The sequence below is a fragment of the Rhodoligotrophos defluvii genome, assembly GCF_005281615.1.
Lineage (GTDB): Bacteria > Pseudomonadota > Alphaproteobacteria > Rhizobiales > Im1 > Rhodoligotrophos > Rhodoligotrophos defluvii.
Map to the genome: position 1 here is coordinate 144,772 of NZ_SZZM01000002.1, position 16,943 is coordinate 161,714.

The following is a 16,943-nucleotide window of genomic DNA, read 5'->3' on the forward strand; positions in this document are numbered from 1 at the left end:
GCCGACGTTTTCTGGACAGCATGGACTGCGATCGGGCGGCTCACGCCCCGGCTGGCCCCTCTTGAACAGACGAAGAGCCGTTCCTAGCTCGTCGGCGCTCCGCTGGTGTTTCTTGGAACACCCCGCGCGGCCTGCCGGTTCTTATGAACCGGCGTGAACCGCACAGGCTATCCGGCCGCGGTCTTCGTTGTCGATGCTTCGCTCTCACGAGGAGGTTTATTGATGAGAATCGCCCAGATTGCCCCGCTCGCGGAATCCTGCCCGCCGAAGCTTTACGGCGGAACTGAACGCATTGTCTCTTACCTGACTGAGGAATTGGTCCGTCAGGGCCACGACGTCACCCTGTTCGCGAGCGGTGATTCCAGGACGTCCGCCAAGCTGGTGCCCTGCTGCGAGATGGGGCTCAGGTTGGATAAGTCAGTGATGGACATCCTCCCCTATCACGTCATCATGCTGGACGAAATCAGCCGCCGAGCGGATGAGTTCGACGTCCTACATTTCCACACCGACTTTATCCATTACCCGCTGATCCGGCCCTTGGCGGACCGCTGCGTGACCACCCTCCATGGCCGGCTTGATTTGCCCGACCTCAAACCCCTGTATGCCGCCTTCCCGGAGCTGCCGCTGGTCTCTATCTCCTATGACCAGCGCCGGCCGATGCCGCCGGTCAACTGGGTCGGCACCGTTTACCATGGCCTCCCCCGCGACCTCCTCCCCTTCACTTCGCGCCCGAAAGGCAATTACCTCGCGTTTCTCGGCCGGATCTCCCCGGAAAAACGGCCTGACCGGGCCATCGAGATCGCGGGCCGCGCCGGTATACCACTCAAGATCGCAGCGAAGGTCGACAAGGCAGACCAGGCTTACTGGCACAGCACGATCGCACCGCTCATTGCCATGCATCCGAATGTGGAATTCGTCGGCGAGATCAACGATAACCAGAAGGCAGACTTCCTCGGCAATGCGCGGGCGCTGCTGTTCCCGATCGATTGGCCTGAACCCTTCGGGCTTGTCATGATCGAGGCCATGGCCTGCGGCACGCCGGTCATCGCCTACCCCTGCGGCGCGGTGCCGGAAATCATCGATGACGGGATATCCGGCTTCGTTGTCCAGTCGATTCCCGAAGCGGTGGCCGCCGTGCGCCATGTGGACAAATTGGACCGTGGGGAGGTCAGAGCCACCTTTGAGGAACGGTTCACCGCAACGCGCATGGCGGAGGACTACCTCGCGATCTACCGCGCATTGCCTGGCGTGCGCACCGCCGTCGAGCCAATGCCGAGGGTTGCCGGACGCGAATTCGGCCTCCATGTTGTGGCCTGATGGGAAAATGGCGATGACGAGGTGACCAGGGGAGCCTCCGGCATGGAAACGATCAGCGCTGAAGCGACACCGCACGCGCCGGCACCCGCCGGCGCCGGTGCCACCCAGCTTGCGCAGTTCTTCATCCCGGCTGCCGCATCCCTTCAGGAGCGGCGGCCGCGTACCCTGAAACATGGCGACACTTTCGCCGTCTTCGACCACAATGGCGACGCGCTTTCGGGACCAGGCAGCCCCGAAGGGATCTTTCATCGCGATACCCGCTACCTCTCGCACCTTTATCTCACCATGGGCGGCGCGCGCCCGATGCTGCTCAGCTCGACCTTGCGCGACGACAACGCCACCCTGACCTGCGATCTCACCAACCCTGATCTGTTCGACGCGGGGGGCCGTCTGACACTCGAGCACGATCTCATTCATCTGCGCCGCTCGCGCTTTCTGTGGGGCGCCACCTGTTTCGAGCGGCTGGTGGTCCGCAATTTCGATGATCAGCGCCGGACCGTTACGGTCGAACTCACCTTCGATGCGGATTTTGCCGACCTGTTCGAGGTGCGCGGCGCCCATCGCGACAAGCGGGGCAAGCACCACCCGCCGGACGTTGGAGAAAACCAGGTCGTGCTCTCCTATACCGGCCTCGATGGAAAACGGCGCGCCACGACCCTTGCCTTCGATCCCGCGCCTGTCCGGCTGACCGGGAACAGCGCATCCTTCGTGCTCGACCTCGGGCCGCAGGAGGCAAAGTCACTGTTCCTCGAGGTGAACTGCGGCACCGAGGGCATGAATTTCCCACCGCGCCGCGCCTTCTTCAGCGCCTTGCGTGATGCGAGACGGGCGCTGCGGGCCTCGTCCTCACGCGCGGCAGCGATCCTGACATCGAACGAGATCTTCAACGAAGCAGTCCGCCGCAGCGTTTCGGATCTCTACATGCTGATGACCGACACGCCGGAAGGCCCATACCCCTATGCCGGCATCCCCTGGTTCAGCGCGGTGTTCGGGCGAGATGCACTGATCACCGCCCTCGAGACGCTCTGGCTCGACCCTGCGATTGCCCGCGGCGTGCTTCGCCATCTCGCGGCCAACCAGGCAACCGTGCTCGACCCGGCGGCGGATGCCGAACCGGGCAAGATCCTGCATGAGGTCCGCTACGGGGAAATGGCGGAGCTGGGCGAGGTCCCGTTCCGCCGCTATTACGGCAGCATCGACTCCACCCCGCTCTTCGTCATGCTGGCGGGTGCCTATTTCGGCCGCACCGGCGATCTCGACACGATGCGCGCCCTGTGGCCCAACATCGAAGCGGCGCTCGACTGGATCGACCGCTACGGCGACCGCGACGGCGACGGCTTTGTCGAATACGGCCGCCTGACGGACGAGGGCCTGATCAATCAGGGCTGGAAGGACAGCCATGACTCGGTCTTCCATGCGGATGGTGCCATGGCGCGAGCGCCGATCGCACTCGCCGAGGTCCAGGCTTATGTCTACGGTGCCTGGCAAGCCGCCGCGGGGATAGCATTGCAGCTTGGACAAGTCGAGCGTGCAGCAGCCTTGGAGCGGCGCGCCGATGCGCTGCAGAGGGCATTCGACGAGTGTTTCTTCGACGAGGAGCTCGCAACTTACGTGCTCGCCTTGGACGGTGACAAGCGCCCTTGCCGGGTGCGCGCGTCGAATGCTGGCCACGCGCTGCTCACCGGGCTTGCCTATCCCCACAGAGCCACCGCGGTGGCGCAGACCTTGATGTCGGCCGACTCGTTTGGTGGATGGGGTGTACGCACCGTCGCCTCGTCCGAGGCGCGCTACAATCCGATGAGCTATCACAACGGCTCGGTCTGGCCCCACGACAATGCCATGATCGCCGCCGGCCTTTCCCGCTACGGTTTCCGCCGCGAGGCGGCGCGCATCTTCGAAGGCCTGTTTGCCGCGTCCACCTATATTGACATGCGCCGACTGCCTGAGCTGTTTTGCGGATTCCCCCGCCAGCGCACGCAAGGCCCCACCTTCTATCCGGTCGCCTGCACGCCGCAGGCTTGGGCGGCCGCCGCCCCGTTCTTCATGCTGCAGGCCTGTCTCGGGCTGGGATTCGACCCGGCGCACGGCCAGATCACCTTCAATGAACCGACGCTGCCGGCCTTTCTCGACGAGGTGGTCCTCTACAATCTGGCAGTGGCAGACGGATCGGTCGACGTGGCCCTGCGGCGCTCCCGCACCCAGGTCATCGTCAACGTGCTGCAGCGCTCGGGATCGGTGCGGGTCCTGACCATGAGCTGACGTTTGTTGGCGAAAGGCACACCCCGGCGGCCGCTTATACCAGATTTCAAGGGATCGCAGGCTTACTGGCCGTCATGGTGTTCCCGGCCCGCAAAAGAGCAGCCGCCCCGGTGCTCATTATCCTGTGCCTCTCCGCCCTGGCTGCAGCCGCCGGAGTGCATTTCCTTCTCAAGGGGCAGCTGAACAGGTTCTATAGCGCCTCGCGCGCGGAGCTGAGTGCTGGCGCGCCAGGCAGCCTCATCCGTGCGGAGCCGCTGGATATTGACCTCAACGGCGCCCGGGCCTGGCGCGTGCTATACCGCTCGACCGGCGTGAAGGGCCAGCCAGTCGCGGTATCAGGCGTGATCGTCGCTCCCGATGCGCCCGCGCCAGCCGGCGGCTATCCCGTAATCGCCTGGGCCCACCCCACCACCGGCCTCGCCAGTCGTTGCGCGCCTTCGCTTCTGCCCCACTTTGCCGCCACTGTGCCGGCCCTGCCTGATCTCATCGCCCGTGGTTACGTGGTCACGGCAACGGACTACGAGGGTTTGGGCACGCAGGGCCCTCATCCCTATCTGGTCGGCATCAGCGCCGCGCACTCGGTGCTCGATTCCGTGCGCGCCGCCGACGCCTTGGCGCAGACCAGCGGCAAGTTCGCGGTATGGGGCCATTCACAAGGCGGCCATGCCGCGCTCTGGACGGGCAAGCTTGCCGGCGCGTATGCGCCCGACCGATCGCTTCAGGGCGTGATCGCCGCCGCGCCGGCCACCGAACTGTCCGCCCTGTTCGAGGACGACCTCGCCACGGCCGGCGGCAAGGTCTTCACCACGCTTGCCCTTCTGTCCTGGGCCGATGTCTATCATCTGGACCTCGATCACGTGCTGAGGCCCGAAGCCCTGCCCAGCGCGCATATCATGGCCAACGCCTGCATGACCGGGCCGGTCGGTCTGTTCCTGGATAGCATTGCGCTGCGCATTCTTCCGAACCAGTTTCTCAAGGAAGATCCCACCAAGGTCGAGCCCTGGCGGGATATTATTGCCCACAATACCCCCGGCGACCTGCCGCCAGAGGTGCCCATCTTCATCGCGCAAGGCACCGGAGACGGCGTGGTGCTGCCTCGGGTGACGCGCAATTTTGCGCAACGGCTTTGCGCGTCCGGCAGCTCGGTCGAGCTTTTGGAGATGCAGGCCGACCACTTGTCGATCGCGCCCCTCAGCGCCGAGCCCGCCCTGGACTGGCTTGCCGACCGGCTGGCCGGAAAGCCGTCCGCCCCCGGCTGCACAAATGTGCACGCCCCCCAACCAGCGAGCCCGTCCGCCGCGAAATCCTGACGACCTCCCGGTTTCCATAGGACAGTGCCACGAATAGAAACTTAGGATTTGACCTAAGTATTTCGATCGGCTATCACTCGAGGCCGTGACATGAAGGCCGCGGATGCGGGGCCGATTGCAAAACCAAGCCCTTGGAGCTCCATGATACACCCACACAGCGGCACAGCCCCTGCTTCGCCGGTGGATGGCATTTTCCGGGCCTTGTCCGACCCCACGCGGCGGCATGTGCTCGAACGGCTGAGCGCGAGGCCCGCATCGGTCAGCGAACTTGCCGCGCCGTATGACATGGCACTCCCGTCCTTCGTCGCGCACCTGAAGGTGCTTGAAACATGCGGCTTGGTCCGGTCGCGCAAGGTGGGACGGGTCCGCACTTATCAGCTCGCATCCGAGCAATTGAAGCTGGCCGAGGACTGGCTGGGCAAACAGCGCACCCTATGGGAGCGGCGGCTCGACCGGCTCGATGCCTTCCTGCTTAAAACGAGAGAGGAGAAGCCCGAATGAATGCGCCCTTGGCCAAGTTTGATCCCAAGCTCGATCTGATGCTCGAGCGTGACATAGACGTCCCGGTCGAGCGGGTTTGGCAGGCTTGGACCACCCCTGCCCAAATCCGCGAGTGGTTCGTGCCAAAACCGTGGACCATCGCTTCATGCGAAATCGACCTCCGTCCCGGTGGGGCGTTCAATACAGTCATGCGCTCGCCTGAAGGCGAGGAATTCCCGAACATGGGCTGTTATCTGGAGGTGGTGCCGAACGAGCGGCTGATTTGGACGGATACGCTGCTCGCCGGCTATCGCCCCGCGCCGAAGCCGTTCTTCACGGCTGCGCTCTTGCTCGCGCCGAACGGCTCGGGCACGCGCTATACCGCCATCGCCATGCATGGCGAGGAGGCCGCCCGTCAGCGGCACGAAGACATGGGCTTCCATGACGGTTGGGGCACGGTGCTCGACCAGCTCGTCGCGTTCATCAAGCAATCCCGCTAGGAGCGCAATTCCGAACCGACCATTTTCGGAAAACATCACGGTCAAGCGAAGGATTAGAGCGGATCCCGCTCTAGGCTCCGGTCGGTGCCGGCGCCGACTCTTGTTGTCGCGGTGGCGAGCGCTTCCGCAAGCGTGCACCGAAATCGCACGCGGGGCGGCCGCACGCCGTGCATCAACAGAACGCGCCGGACAGGCCGTGACGCGCCGCTGATGACCACGGCGGCGCCTCGCCGACTGGCCCTTCTCGTAAAGCCGTCGATCGTGGCCGCACCGCTCGAATCGAGGATGGGAACAGCGGCGAAGTCGAGAATATAGGTGCGGGGCTGCGCGCCGATCCGGTCAAGCGCCGCCCCAACTCCCGCCGCCGCGCCGAAGAAGAACGCCCCGGAAATCCGGCAAACCGCGATATCCGGGTCCGTCGTCAGCTCCACGTCGTAAGGCTGGCGGCTGTTGCCGTTCACGCGATCCGGCTCGTCCATCTCGAGGATCGGCCGCGACTGTTCAACCGCGACCGCCTGGGCCATCCGATGCAGGAACAAGAGCGCCGCGATTGCGAAGCCGACGAGGATGCCTTCGGTCAGGTCGCGGAACACCACCAGCAGGAACGTGGCCAGCAAGACGACCGCATCGCCCCATGATGCCCGCAGCAGGGTGGCGAATTCGTGCTTTTCCACCATGTTCCAGGCCACCACCGCGAGTACCCCCGCCAGCGCCGCCAGCGGAATGTAGGAAGCAAGCGGCGCCGCCGCGACCATGAACACGAGCAGGAATGCCGAATGCAGCATGCCCGAAACGGGGCCGCGGGCGCCGGATCGCACATTCGTGGCGGTTCGGGCGATATTGCCGGTCACGCAGAAGCCGCCGAACAGCGGCGAGGCGATATTGGCCAAGCCTTGCGCGACCAGCTCGCCATTGGAACGGTGCCGCCGGCCGCTCATCGAATCCGCCACGACCGCCGACAGCAAGCTCTCGATAGATCCGAGCAGGGTGAACGAAAGCGCCGAGGGAAACACCTCGACCACCTTCTGCCAGGAGATGGCGGGGAGATGCGGCATAGGCAATCCCTCGGGGATACCACCGAACCGCGTGCCGATCGTCGCGACCGGCAAGCCGAGCAGAGCGGCGGACGCAGCTGCGACGGCCACGGCGATGATGAAGGCGGGCCAATGCGGCCGAACCCGTCGGATGCCCACGATAACGGCAATCGTAAGCAGCGCCACCAGCACGGCCGAAGGGTTTGCCGTGGGCAGAGCCTCGCTGATCGCCACGATCTTCGGCACGAACGGCCCGGGCTCCTTGGCCAGGGTCAGTCCCAACAATTCCTTGATCTGGCTTGCGAAAATGATGATCGCGATGCCGGAGGTGAAGCCGACTGTCACCGGATACGGAATATACTTGATGAACGTGCCAAGCCGCAGCAGGCCGAGCACAAGCAGCAAAACCCCCGAGATCATCGTCGCGAGAAGAAGGCCATCCAGGCCATGCTGGGCGGCCGTGGCGGAGACGAGCACGATGAACGCCCCGGCTGGACCCGCGATCTGGAATCGGCTGCCGCCAAGCACCGCGACGATGAAGCCGCCGATGATCGAGGTATAGAGACCGCGATCCGGCGTGACCCCTGAGGCAATTGCGATGGCCATCGAGAGTGGCAGGGCGACGATGGCGACCGTCAACCCCGAAATGGCGTCCGCTTTCAGATCAGCGAGCCCGTAGCGTTCGCGGAGAACGGTGACGAGCTTTGGCGTGAACAGCTCTATAAAGCTGGGCTGGGCAGATGAGATCGCCATGGCTATTCTTCGCTTGGCGGGAGAGAGCGGACACCTTCGGCCGGCGACCGGTCGCCGCCGCGATTTGTGCCTTCTGCTAGCTTGTGTTTGCAGACTGTGAATGCTTGAGACGCACGCCACGCCCACCACGTTCGCTGACGGCGTCATCGCCGATCAGCTCGATGCCGGCGCGATCGAGGGCCTCGATCACCTTGACGAGAGTCTCCACCACCCCGCGCACCGTCCCCTCGCTCGCCTCCATGCGCTGGATCGTGGGCAGCGACACCCCAGCCAGCTCGGCAAGCCGGCGTTGGTCAATGCCAAGGAGAGCGCGGGCGGCGCGCATTTGTGCAGCGGTGATCACGGCTCATCGCTCAAAAATCACCATGACTGTATCACACCGCTATATTGATGTCCAGAACATCATCATTGAGGGATAGAGTAGCTGCAGCGGACATCGTGAGCGACCTCCGTCACTCCGGTACCCGTCAGGCCGGCTGAAGGCGCTCCCGCGGCAACGGCGGAAACGCCAGGGCTACGGCGACGGCCCCCAGACCCAGGGCGAACGAGCCGATGAACAGCCAGGCATAGCTATTGAACGTGTCGTAGACCCAGCCGCCGGCCAACGGCCCGAGCGCCATGCCCAGGCTTGACAGCATCGTGGCGGCGCCGAACACGCTTCCCATGATGGCTTGGCCGAAATACTCGCGCGCGAGTACGGCATAAAGCGGCATCACGCCGCCATAGGCGGTGCCGAAGATCACGGCAAGCACGTAAAACTCCCCAAGCCGACTGACAAAGACATAGGCGCCGATTGCGAATGCCTGCACCAAGAGGCCGGCGATCAGTACCGGCTTCACCCCCAGCCGATCAGCCATCACGCCCAGGAGCAGCCGGCCACCCAGTCCGGCCAAGCCCTCGACACTGTAGATGCTGACCGCCGCCATGGGACCGACCCCGCATACGATGGCATAGCTCACCATGTGGAAAATCGGCCCGGAATGCGCAGCGCAACAGGCGAAGAAGGTGAACCCCAGCACCAGGAACTGCGGAGAGCGGAGCGCGTTGGCGACAGAGATTCCCTTCCCTGCGACGCCATCCTCCGACGAGGCACCTTCCGCCGCCGCTACCGGCGGCCGCCGCACCAGCAAGGCCGTCGGCACCAGCAAGGCCCAGGCCATGAGGCCGATGAGCAGCATTGCCGTGCGCCAGTCGTAAGCTGAAATGAGCCAGCGGGCCAAGGGCGAGATCGTCATCGGCGCGACCCCCATGCCGGCCGATACGAGCGAAACGGCGAGGCTGCGGTTCGTGCCGAACCAAGCCGTCACTGCCGCGATCATCGGGGCGAAGAAGGCACTGGAGGCGAGCCCAACGAGAATGCCATAGGCCAGTTGGAACTGAACGAGCGATGTGGCCTGGCTTGCCAAAACCAGCGCAAGCCCCAGCAAGACTGCCCCGATCAGAACCACGATCCGCGCCCCGAACCGGTCGCTCGCTACGCCCCAGCCGAAACCGGCCACACCCATCACCAGGAAGTTGAGCGTCATGCCGCTCGAAATACCCGCGCGCGACCAACCGGTCTCGGTCGCCATCGGATCCAGGAACACCGCCAGAGAGAACATCGCACCCACGGCGACACAGCCCATGAGCGCACCTGCGCCGACGATGACCCAGCGATATGAGTGTTCCATGACTACCTCGGTCCTGCCCAACACATAGGTTGATATCAAGCTATGTGACATCCTGTCAATGTTGAACGGCCGACAGGTGCCAACGATCGAGCAGATGATATTGCGTCAGTCCCACTCTGCTATGGATGAGCGTGAATTCCTCCACCACAAACCGGATCGGCCCGATCGACTGCAACGGAACCGCTTGGGGGCCATAAAGAAGGGTCATATGCGGCACGAAATGCGGTGACGCCCGCAAGCCGCTATACCTCAGAGCAGCGCCAAGCTGCTCATGCAGCCGAAACACGTTCTCCCCCTCGCCGAGGAGGACGAGCGGTCGCCGATGTGGCCTGCCGCGCTTGGTGGGAAGCCCCTCGAAGCTCTTCACCAACCGAAACGTCAGCGGGAAGGGGCTCAACGAAATGCGCCTTGCAGCCTGCCGTGCAGCGTAAACAAATTTGGATCGCAGGCGCGGGTAGTCGCCCATCCAATGTAATGAAACATGGAGACGATCCTGCCTGATGCGGCTTCCCCAAAGCCGGTGATCGCGAAAGAACCTCTCGCTGAATTCTTTTATCTGCGCTGCGGTCCCAGCATCGGGCAGCAGCGCGAAAAACAGCCGTTCCGGGCGCTCACGCCGCGGGGAAGAGTTCCCATAGAAGTCAAATACGCCTTGCATCCGGCACCTCCACAGACCGCTTCTTCTACAAGATAGAACAAAACATGAACATCGTGAAGGGAGCATTCTGTGCGCCGGTGCGTTTTCCACAGCGGAGCCGGCGGCTTTTAAGCCAGCGATATCTGACGAACGAGGCAACACCCATGCCCAGCCCAACTTACGAGCTGTTCGCCGAGGCGATGGCGTCGCGCAAGCAGGTCGTGTGTGTTTTTGACGGATATCGGCGCGAGGTCTGCCCGATCGTGTTGGGATATACCGACGGACAGGAAAGAGCGCTCGTCTACCAGTTCGCGGGGGAAAGCACGAGGCCGCTTCCGCCCGAAGGAGCCTGGCGGTGCTTTGCGCTGTCGCGGGTCAGAGAAGCGAAGCTCCGCAGCGGGCCATGGCACGCTGGCGACCGCCATGAGCGGCAGCAGGGTTGTGTCAAGGACGTCGACTTGGACGTCAACCCGTCGAGCCCGTACAATCCGCGCCGCCGTCTCAAACCTTCAGAGAACTGAGGGCCTGAGCAGTGGTCGCAAAATCTCCTCGAAGGCTAAGCGGCGGGACAGTCAGGGGTCGCTGCGCATGAAGGGGGAATAGCCGGGCACCCCGGGCTTCAGGCGCCCCTCTTCGTCCCAATCGTCCCAGCCATTGAAAGGAATCGTCGGCCGTTGATCAAGCCTCGCCAGCGTCCGCTCGAAATCGGCCTGACAGCGCCTGAGCCTCCTCACGGCCTCCGACTGCTCGGAATATTTCAGGCCGCCTTCGATACCGTAGGCGACAAAGGGCTCGAGCACGGTGAACCCGACATAATAAAGCGTAAAATTCAGCGGCCACAGCAGGTGCACGATATCGCCATTGCGGCCGTTGTAGCGGTAGGTGGGCTCGAGCGCGCCGACCGTAACCGACAGCATGGCCCGCTTGCCGCGGAAATGCCCTCTGTCGTACCGGCGCTGGCCCGTATAGGCGCGGCCATAGACGAGTACCCGGTCGAGCCAGCCCTTCAGAATGGCGGGCGGCGTATACCACCACAGCGGGTATTGCAGAATGAGCAGGTCGGCACGCTCGACCGCCTCGAGATGCGCCCGCACGTCTTGCGGGAGCGCGTCCGTGTCGGCGGCATGGCGCTGTTCGGCTTGGGCATCGAAACACTCGAGGTCCTTCCGGTTTGCGTAATGCTCCCCGCGCTCGACCGGATCGAACCCCATTCCATAGAGATCGAGGACACGGGCGCTGTCTTCCTCGCCCCTCGACAGAACCTGCTCGGCAATCGAAGCCATTTGCGCATTGAAGGACCGCTTCTCCGGATGCGCCAGAACGATGAGGCTTTTCAAGGTCGTCAAGTCCCCTGTTGCTAGACAGAGTGTTTACCCGCCCGTTGATTGAGCGCACAGGCCAAATGGCGATAGGACACAAGGGTGTGACCGGGAACACAATGGGCTCGAGCGGTTCAGAACCGCTCGATGATTGACACCGGCAAAGAACAGATATGATATATCAGAAATACAGCGGACGAGGGACGGCGACCTGTTCTGCGCGACCCCGGGATGTGCGCTCCCATGATCGTTTGCACGATTCAGCCGGGGCACTGCCCCGAGGAGGACCTGATGAATGGATTACCGGGGAACCGCATCCCGATGACCGTCTCCTCCGCAATTCCCGCCTTCTTCGGGCCATCGAACATGGTAAACTTCTTCGCCATGACACCGGATACCGAGTGGGCCAAGCGGGCGCATGCCGAGCGCGACCCGTCCATCATCAAACCCAAGGAGGCCGAGATCCACAAGCAGGCCCTCGCTGCTCGGGGTGCGAAACGCGACGAGTTCGACCACCAACGCGCGCGAGAGATGATCAACGACCGGATCGCCATTCCGCTGATCAATCCCGACAACCTGCTGGCCCACGGCGCAAGGACCTCGAGGGTGCGCGCTTCGGTATGCTGCCTGTTGCCCTGGGTGAGCTGTCCGAGTGAGCAGCACGAACTGGTTTGATGTGAATGCAGCGCTACGTAGCCCGCCGCCTCCTGATGATGCCGATCCTCGTGCTCGGCATCGTGACGGTTGCCTTCCTGATTTCCCATCTCTCGCGGGGCGACCCGCTCACGGCGATTGTGAGCGAGCGGGAAATGGACAATCCGGAAGTGGTGGCGGCGGCCAAGGCGCGCTGGGGCCTCGATAAGAGCCTGCCCGAGCAGTATCTCACCTATATCCGCAACCTGCTCACCGGCGATCTCGGCGTGTCCTTCGTGACCAAGCGCCCGGTCGCGCAGGACATCGGCGAGCGTTTCCCGGCCACCCTGGAACTGGTGGTCTGGGCCATGATCATCGGTGGTTCCGGCGGCATCCTCCTCGGCGTTCTCGCAGCCTATTACCGCGACACCCCCATTGATCACGGCGCGCGGCTGTTCGCCCTTATCGGCTCGTCCATGCCCGTATTCTGGGTCGGCCTCGGCCTGCTTTACCTGACCTCGGTGAAGCTCGGGATCCTGCCGGGTCCTGGCCGCCTGGACGCGCGACTGACCCCGCCGCCCTTCGTCACCGGCATGGTCACCATCGATGCTCTGCTCGCCGGCCAGTTTCGGACCGCGTTGGACGCCGCCTATCACCTCATTCTGCCCGCCTTCGTGCTGGGCTGGACGGTGACCGGCATCGTCTCGCGCCTCGTGCGTGCCAGCATGCTCGACGTACTGAACCAGGAATACATCCTCACCGCCCGCGCCAAGGGCGCCGGTGAAAGGCGGGTGCTGTTTCATCATGCGCTGCGCAACACCCTGCTGCCGACATTGACGGTGATCGGCCATTCCTTCGCCTATCTGTTGACCGGTGCAGTGCTCACGGAAACGGTCTTCTCCTGGCCTGGCATCGGCTCCTACGCGGTATCCGCAGCGCGCTCGCTCGACTATCCCGCCATCATCGGCGTGACCATCGTCGGCGGCTTGGCTTTCCTCATCACCAATCTGGTGACCGACATCGCCTATGCCGCGGCCAATCCGAAGATCCGGCTGAGCTGAGGACGCCATGACCGCAATCGTCGCCAAGCTCTCCTCGTTTCAGCGCCCCGCCTGGCTGCGGCTGCCGCTCGTCATCGGCTGCCTTGTCCTCGCCTTCTGGTTCATCGTCGCCTTCACCATTGATCTGTGGTCGCCCTATACGCCGCTGGACATGGTGGGCCGCAGGCTGCAGCCGCCCAGCGCCCAGCACTGGCTGGGCACCGACGCCCTTGGGCGCGACGTGCTTTCACGCACCCTTTATGGCGCGCAGCAGTCCATTCCCACCGCCCTCACGGTCGTGCTGATCGCTGTGGCCATCGGCTCGCTGCTGGGTGGCATCGCCGGTTTTTGGGGCGGGGCCGTCGGCGCGGTGATCATGCGGCTCGTGGACATCACCCTTTCCTTTCCCGCCATCCTGCTCGCCATGGCGGTGGCGGCGGGCCTGGGCCCCGGCCTGCGCAACGCCACGATTGCCATGGTGCTTGTCTGGTGGCCCGTCTTCGCGCGGCTGATGCGCGCGCAGGTGCTGGAGGTGAAGCAGCGCGACCACGTGGAAGCGGCCATTGCCAGCGGGGTCCCGCCGTGGCGGGTTTTCTTCACCCATGTCCTGTCGCTGTGCTGGACGCCCATCCTGGTTCACGCCACCATGGATCTCGGCCAGGTGGTGCTGCTCGCCGCGTCCTTGAGCTTCATCGGCCTCGGCGCCACGCCGCCGACCCCCGAATGGGGCGCAATGATCGCGGAAGGCGCCGCCCAGTTCTACCAATGGTGGATCGCGTTCGGGCCGGGCATGGCGATCCTCACCCTGGTGCTGGGCTTTAATTTCGTCGGCGACGGCCTGCGCGACGCCCTCGATCGGCGGGGGCGCTGATGATGGAACCAAGCCCGACCGGACCATTGCTGGCGATTCGCGATCTCAAAGTGTCCTTTACCCGGCGCAATGGCCCTTCGCTCGAAGCGGTCCGCGGTGTCGACTTCACCCTGCACCCGGGCGAGGTCCTGGCGGTAGTCGGCGAGTCGGGGTCGGGCAAGTCCCTTTCGATGCTGGCCGCCATCGGCCTGACGCCGCCCACCGCCACGGTGTCGGGCTCCGTGCGCTTTCGCGGCGTCGAGCTGGTCGGTGTCCCACGGTCGTATCTCCGGTCCATACGCGGCGCTCAGATCGCCATGATCTTCCAGGACTCGCTCAGCGCGCTCAATCCGGTGCTCACGGTGGGCGACCAGATTGCCGAGGCCTTGCAGCTGCATCACCCCGACATGACCCGGCGCGAGGCTTGGAAGAAGGCCGAAGAGCTCCTGGCGCTGGTCGCTGTGCCGCAGCCGGATCGCCGCGTGGGGCAGTATCCGCATGAGTTCTCCGGCGGGATGCGGCAGCGCGCCATGATCGCCATGGCCGTCGCCAACAACCCGACCGTCCTCATCGCCGACGAGCCCACGACGGCGCTCGACGTCACCGTGCAGGCCCAGGTGATGGACGTGCTGAAGCGACTGCGCGAGCAGCTTGGCCTAGCGCTCATCCTCATTACCCACGATATGGGCGTGGTTGCTGGCATGGCCGACCGGGTCGCCGTCATGTATGCGGGGCGGGTCGTCGAGGACGCCGCTGTGGCCGATCTGTTTCGCGATCCGCGCCACCCCTATACCCGCGGCCTGCTCGCCTCCGTGCCGAAGATCGAGGATGACGGCCAGAACGAGCTTTACTCCATTCCCGGCGCACCGCCCCTCTTGGGCAGCCGCGCCCCTGGTTGCGCCTTCAGCGAGCGCTGCGCCTATGCTGCGCCGGTCTGCGGGACCGAGCAGCCAGCCTTGCGCCTCGTGGGATCGCAGCGCGTGGCCTGCCATTTCGCGGACAGGCTCCCCCGGGCCACGAAAGCGGAACTGGCTCCGGAGGGCACCGCATGAACGCGATGCTCCCCTCCCCTCAAATGCCGGGGCCGCCGCTGCTCGCTATCCGCGACCTGGTGAAGAGCTTCCCGATCAAAGGCGGCCTTCTGATCGACCGGCCCATCGGCCAAGTGCAAGCGATTGCCGGCGTGTCGTTTGCGCTTCACAAGGGTGAAACCCTCGGTCTTGTCGGCGAATCCGGTTGCGGGAAGTCCACCCTCGGCCGCTGCATGCTGCGCCTTATCGAGCCGACCTCCGGCACCATCACCTTTCGTGGACAGGACATCACCCACCTTCCGCCCAAGGCGATGCGCCAGATGCGACGGCATCTGCAGCTCGTGTTCCAGGACCCCTATGCGTCCCTCCATCCGAGGCTGACGATTGCCGCCAATATCGCTGTCCCCCTTGGCCTCACCCAGCTTTCCCGCCAGGAGAAGAAGCACCGGGTGGAGGAGCTGCTGGCCCTGGTCAATCTCGACCCGACCCACGGCCGCCGCTATCCGCACGAGCTCTCCGGCGGCCAGCGGCAGCGGGTCGGCATTGCCCGCGCCCTGGCCCTCGAGCCCCAGGTCATCGTGCTGGACGAAGCGGTTTCAGCCCTCGACGTGTCGATCCAGGCGGGCGTCCTCAACCTGCTGAAGCGGCTTCAGCGCTCGCTCGGAACCGCCTATCTGTTCATCGCCCATGACCTCGCGGTGGTGCGCCACATCTCCCACCGGGTCGCGGTCATGTATCTCGGCAAAATCGTCGAAATCGGCGAGGCGCGGAGCCTCTACCGCAATGCCCAGCATCCCTATACCCAGGCGCTGCTGTCGGCCATCCCGGTGACCGACCCGGCGGTGGAGAAGACGCGCTCGCGCATCGTGCTGCAAGGCGATGTGCCGAGCCCGATCTCGCCTCCGACGGGCTGCCGCTTCCGCACCCGCTGCTGGAAGGCGCAGGCGATCTGCGCGCGCGAGGAACCCGCCTTGCAGGACCGAGGGGCCGGCCACCCCGTCGCCTGCCACTTCCCCGAATCCATGCCCGCCATTCTCCCGAAAGCACGGGCGCTGGCGTCATGACCAGGGTTCCGACGCTGCTGCTGGATGGGTCCTGATCCGAGCCGCCCTAATAGCCTCGCTTTCGATCCACGAGACCCAATGGGTGCTCGCCCCGCTCGAGCCGACGCAGATTTTCCAGCACACCACGAACCACCCCCTCCGGCCGGGTGGTCGAGGCCACATGCGGCGTCATGAGGACCTTAGGATGTGTCCACAGCGGATGACCTGGCGGCAGCGGTTCGCTCTCGAACACATCGAGTATCGCGCCGCTGAGGTGTCCGCTATCCAGCGCGTCGAGCAGGTCTCGCTCGACCAGATGGCCGCCGCGCCCCACATTCACCAGGGCAGCGCCAGGCGGTAGCTGCCGAAGCAGTCGGGCATTGATGATGCCCTCCGTCTCGGGCGTGAGCGGCAGCAGGCATACCAGGATTTCGCAGCCGTTCAAGAACGGTGGTAGCCCCACCGCGCCGGAATAGCATGCCACCTCCGGAATATCTCTCGAGGTCCGGCTCCAGCCGCGGCACTGGAAGCCCAGCTGCTTCAGCCGTTCGACCGCTGCCGATCCGAGCACGCCAAGGCCCATCACGCCGACCGGCCGCTCGCCCGCGGTGCGAACCGGCCGGGGCTGCCAGGCCTGCGCCTCGCGTGAGGTTTGGTAGGTGATCAGCTCCCGATGATGAGCCATCACCGCGAAGGTTACATATTCGACCATCTGCTGGGTGAGATCATCGTCGATGACTCTGACGATCGGGAGGTGTTCTGGAAGGTCCGCCTTCCAGAACTGATCGATGCCGGCGCCTAGCGAGAACACCACTTCCAGGTTGGGGAAATGCCGTTCGAATGAAGGCTCCCAGTCCCACAGGCCGATATAGCGAATGTCTTTCACGTCGCCCGTATCAGGCCAAGCGCGGAAGTCCACCTCCGGTGCGTGCGTTTGAAAGAGATTGCGCCACCGTTCCGCAACCTCGGGCTTGCCGCGAAACAGAAACGTCGCCCGCCGCATCAGTCCTTCTCGCCTGGCAAGGCAACCACGCGGTCGGTGGGAACCTCGAACTGCTTGATTGTCA

At 64.4% G+C, this 16,943-nt stretch carries 17 protein-coding genes; 11 read left to right on the forward strand and 6 right to left on the reverse strand.

Going from position 1 to position 16,943, the window contains the following annotated elements:
• The first annotated feature begins 222 nt into the window (after positions 1-222).
• The 5 genes from E4P09_RS09805 to E4P09_RS09825 all read left to right on the forward strand — a co-directional run bounded on the left by E4P09_RS09805 (position 223) and on the right by E4P09_RS09825 (position 5,866).
• Positions 223-1,317: a glycosyltransferase family 4 protein gene (locus E4P09_RS09805; protein ID WP_137389439.1), complete on the forward strand. Its 1,095-nt coding sequence runs from the start codon at positions 223-225 to the stop codon at positions 1,315-1,317.
• 42 nt (positions 1,318-1,359) lie between these two features.
• Positions 1,360-3,576 carry an amylo-alpha-1,6-glucosidase gene (locus tag E4P09_RS09810; protein ID WP_137389440.1) on the forward strand — a complete coding sequence of 739 codons (2,217 nt, stop codon included), beginning with the start codon at positions 1,360-1,362 and terminating at the stop codon, positions 3,574-3,576.
• A gap of 110 nt (positions 3,577-3,686) precedes the next feature.
• Positions 3,687-4,886 (forward strand): lipase family protein, encoded by a 1,200-nt coding sequence (locus E4P09_RS09815; protein ID WP_170984338.1) that lies wholly within the window; start codon positions 3,687-3,689, stop codon positions 4,884-4,886.
• A 141-nt stretch (positions 4,887-5,027) separates the two neighbouring features.
• Positions 5,028-5,387, forward strand: coding sequence for an ArsR/SmtB family transcription factor (locus E4P09_RS09820; protein WP_137389442.1), 360 nt, complete (start codon positions 5,028-5,030; stop codon positions 5,385-5,387).
• On the forward strand, positions 5,384-5,866 hold the full coding sequence (locus E4P09_RS09825) for an SRPBCC family protein (protein ID WP_137389443.1): 483 nt from the start codon (positions 5,384-5,386) through the stop codon (positions 5,864-5,866). The genes E4P09_RS09820 and E4P09_RS09825 overlap by 4 nt, the downstream gene beginning before the upstream one ends.
• A gap of 53 nt (positions 5,867-5,919) precedes the next feature.
• Here the strand turns inward: E4P09_RS09825 and E4P09_RS09830 are convergent, their stop codons facing one another.
• The 4 genes from E4P09_RS09830 to E4P09_RS09845 form a co-directional block, all read right to left on the reverse strand.
• Complete coding sequence (locus tag E4P09_RS09830; protein WP_137389444.1) at positions 5,920-7,653, reverse strand: SulP family inorganic anion transporter; 1,734 nt, start codon at positions 7,651-7,653, stop codon at positions 5,920-5,922.
• 76 nt (positions 7,654-7,729) lie between these two features.
• Positions 7,730-7,996 carry a helix-turn-helix domain-containing protein gene (locus E4P09_RS09835; protein ID WP_137389445.1) on the reverse strand — a complete coding sequence of 89 codons (267 nt, stop codon included), beginning with the start codon at positions 7,994-7,996 and terminating at the stop codon, positions 7,730-7,732.
• A 124-nt stretch (positions 7,997-8,120) separates the two neighbouring features.
• Positions 8,121-9,323 (reverse strand): MFS transporter, encoded by a 1,203-nt coding sequence (locus tag E4P09_RS09840; RefSeq protein WP_137389446.1) that lies wholly within the window; start codon positions 9,321-9,323, stop codon positions 8,121-8,123.
• A 55-nt stretch (positions 9,324-9,378) separates the two neighbouring features.
• The gene (locus E4P09_RS09845; RefSeq protein ID WP_170984339.1) at positions 9,379-9,981 is read right to left on the reverse strand and encodes a 2'-5' RNA ligase family protein; all 603 of its coding nucleotides are present in this window, start codon (positions 9,979-9,981) and stop codon (positions 9,379-9,381) included.
• A 44-nt stretch (positions 9,982-10,025) separates the two neighbouring features.
• On the opposite strand from E4P09_RS09845, the gene E4P09_RS09850 reads away from it, so the two are divergent.
• A complete protein-coding gene (locus E4P09_RS09850) occupies positions 10,026-10,481 on the forward strand; it encodes a hypothetical protein (protein WP_239025113.1) in 456 nt (151 codons plus the stop codon).
• Between the two features lie 51 nt (positions 10,482-10,532).
• On the opposite strand, the gene E4P09_RS09855 is transcribed toward E4P09_RS09850, so the two are convergent.
• A complete protein-coding gene (locus E4P09_RS09855; RefSeq protein WP_239025114.1) occupies positions 10,533-11,306 on the reverse strand; it encodes an NAD(P)H-dependent oxidoreductase in 774 nt (257 codons plus the stop codon).
• A gap of 264 nt (positions 11,307-11,570) precedes the next feature.
• Here E4P09_RS09855 and E4P09_RS09860 point away from each other — a divergent pair, with 264 nt between their 5' ends.
• The 5 genes from E4P09_RS09860 to E4P09_RS09880 are packed head-to-tail and all read left to right on the forward strand — an operon-like array spanning position 11,571 to position 15,897.
• A complete protein-coding gene (locus E4P09_RS09860) occupies positions 11,571-11,954 on the forward strand; it encodes a hypothetical protein (protein ID WP_137389448.1) in 384 nt (127 codons plus the stop codon).
• 5 nt (positions 11,955-11,959) lie between these two features.
• Entirely contained in the window at positions 11,960-12,973 is a 1,014-nt protein-coding gene (locus tag E4P09_RS09865) for an ABC transporter permease (protein ID WP_137389449.1), read from the forward strand.
• Between the two features lie 7 nt (positions 12,974-12,980).
• A complete protein-coding gene (locus E4P09_RS09870; protein ID WP_137389450.1) occupies positions 12,981-13,823 on the forward strand; it encodes an ABC transporter permease in 843 nt (280 codons plus the stop codon).
• Positions 13,823-14,854 carry an ABC transporter ATP-binding protein gene (locus tag E4P09_RS09875; RefSeq protein ID WP_170984340.1) on the forward strand — a complete coding sequence of 344 codons (1,032 nt, stop codon included), beginning with the start codon at positions 13,823-13,825 and terminating at the stop codon, positions 14,852-14,854. Before E4P09_RS09870 ends, E4P09_RS09875 begins: the two co-directional genes overlap by 1 nt.
• Positions 14,851-15,897, forward strand: a complete 1,047-nt coding sequence (locus tag E4P09_RS09880) for an ABC transporter ATP-binding protein (protein ID WP_137389451.1) — start codon at positions 14,851-14,853, stop codon at positions 15,895-15,897. Before E4P09_RS09875 ends, E4P09_RS09880 begins: the two co-directional genes overlap by 4 nt.
• A 46-nt stretch (positions 15,898-15,943) precedes the next feature.
• Here E4P09_RS09880 and E4P09_RS09885 read toward each other — a convergent pair whose 3' ends face one another.
• The gene (locus E4P09_RS09885; protein WP_137389452.1) at positions 15,944-16,879 is read right to left on the reverse strand and encodes a 2-hydroxyacid dehydrogenase; all 936 of its coding nucleotides are present in this window, start codon (positions 16,877-16,879) and stop codon (positions 15,944-15,946) included.
• Positions 16,880-16,943 lie beyond the last annotated feature (64 nt).

Coding starts and splice junctions, on each gene's coding strand:
- E4P09_RS09805 (WP_137389439.1), top strand. CDS start 223: ATGAGAATCGCCCAGATTGCCCCGCTCGCGGAATCCTGCCCGCCGAAG.
- E4P09_RS09810 (WP_137389440.1), top strand. CDS start 1,360: ATGGAAACGATCAGCGCTGAAGCGACACCGCACGCGCCGGCACCCGCC.
- E4P09_RS09820 (WP_137389442.1), top strand. CDS start 5,028: ATGATACACCCACACAGCGGCACAGCCCCTGCTTCGCCGGTGGATGGC.
- E4P09_RS09825 (WP_137389443.1), top strand. CDS start 5,384: ATGAATGCGCCCTTGGCCAAGTTTGATCCCAAGCTCGATCTGATGCTC.
- E4P09_RS09830 (WP_137389444.1), bottom strand. CDS start 7,653: ATGGCGATCTCATCTGCCCAGCCCAGCTTTATAGAGCTGTTCACGCCA.
- E4P09_RS09840 (WP_137389446.1), bottom strand. CDS start 9,323: ATGGAACACTCATATCGCTGGGTCATCGTCGGCGCAGGTGCGCTCATG.
- E4P09_RS09845 (WP_170984339.1), bottom strand. CDS start 9,981: ATGCAAGGCGTATTTGACTTCTATGGGAACTCTTCCCCGCGGCGTGAG.
- E4P09_RS09850 (WP_239025113.1), top strand. CDS start 10,026: ATGAACATCGTGAAGGGAGCATTCTGTGCGCCGGTGCGTTTTCCACAG.
- E4P09_RS09860 (WP_137389448.1), top strand. CDS start 11,571: ATGAATGGATTACCGGGGAACCGCATCCCGATGACCGTCTCCTCCGCA.
- E4P09_RS09865 (WP_137389449.1), top strand. CDS start 11,960: ATGCAGCGCTACGTAGCCCGCCGCCTCCTGATGATGCCGATCCTCGTG.
- E4P09_RS09870 (WP_137389450.1), top strand. CDS start 12,981: ATGACCGCAATCGTCGCCAAGCTCTCCTCGTTTCAGCGCCCCGCCTGG.
- E4P09_RS09875 (WP_170984340.1), top strand. CDS start 13,823: ATGATGGAACCAAGCCCGACCGGACCATTGCTGGCGATTCGCGATCTC.
- E4P09_RS09880 (WP_137389451.1), top strand. CDS start 14,851: ATGAACGCGATGCTCCCCTCCCCTCAAATGCCGGGGCCGCCGCTGCTC.
- E4P09_RS09885 (WP_137389452.1), bottom strand. CDS start 16,879: ATGCGGCGGGCGACGTTTCTGTTTCGCGGCAAGCCCGAGGTTGCGGAA.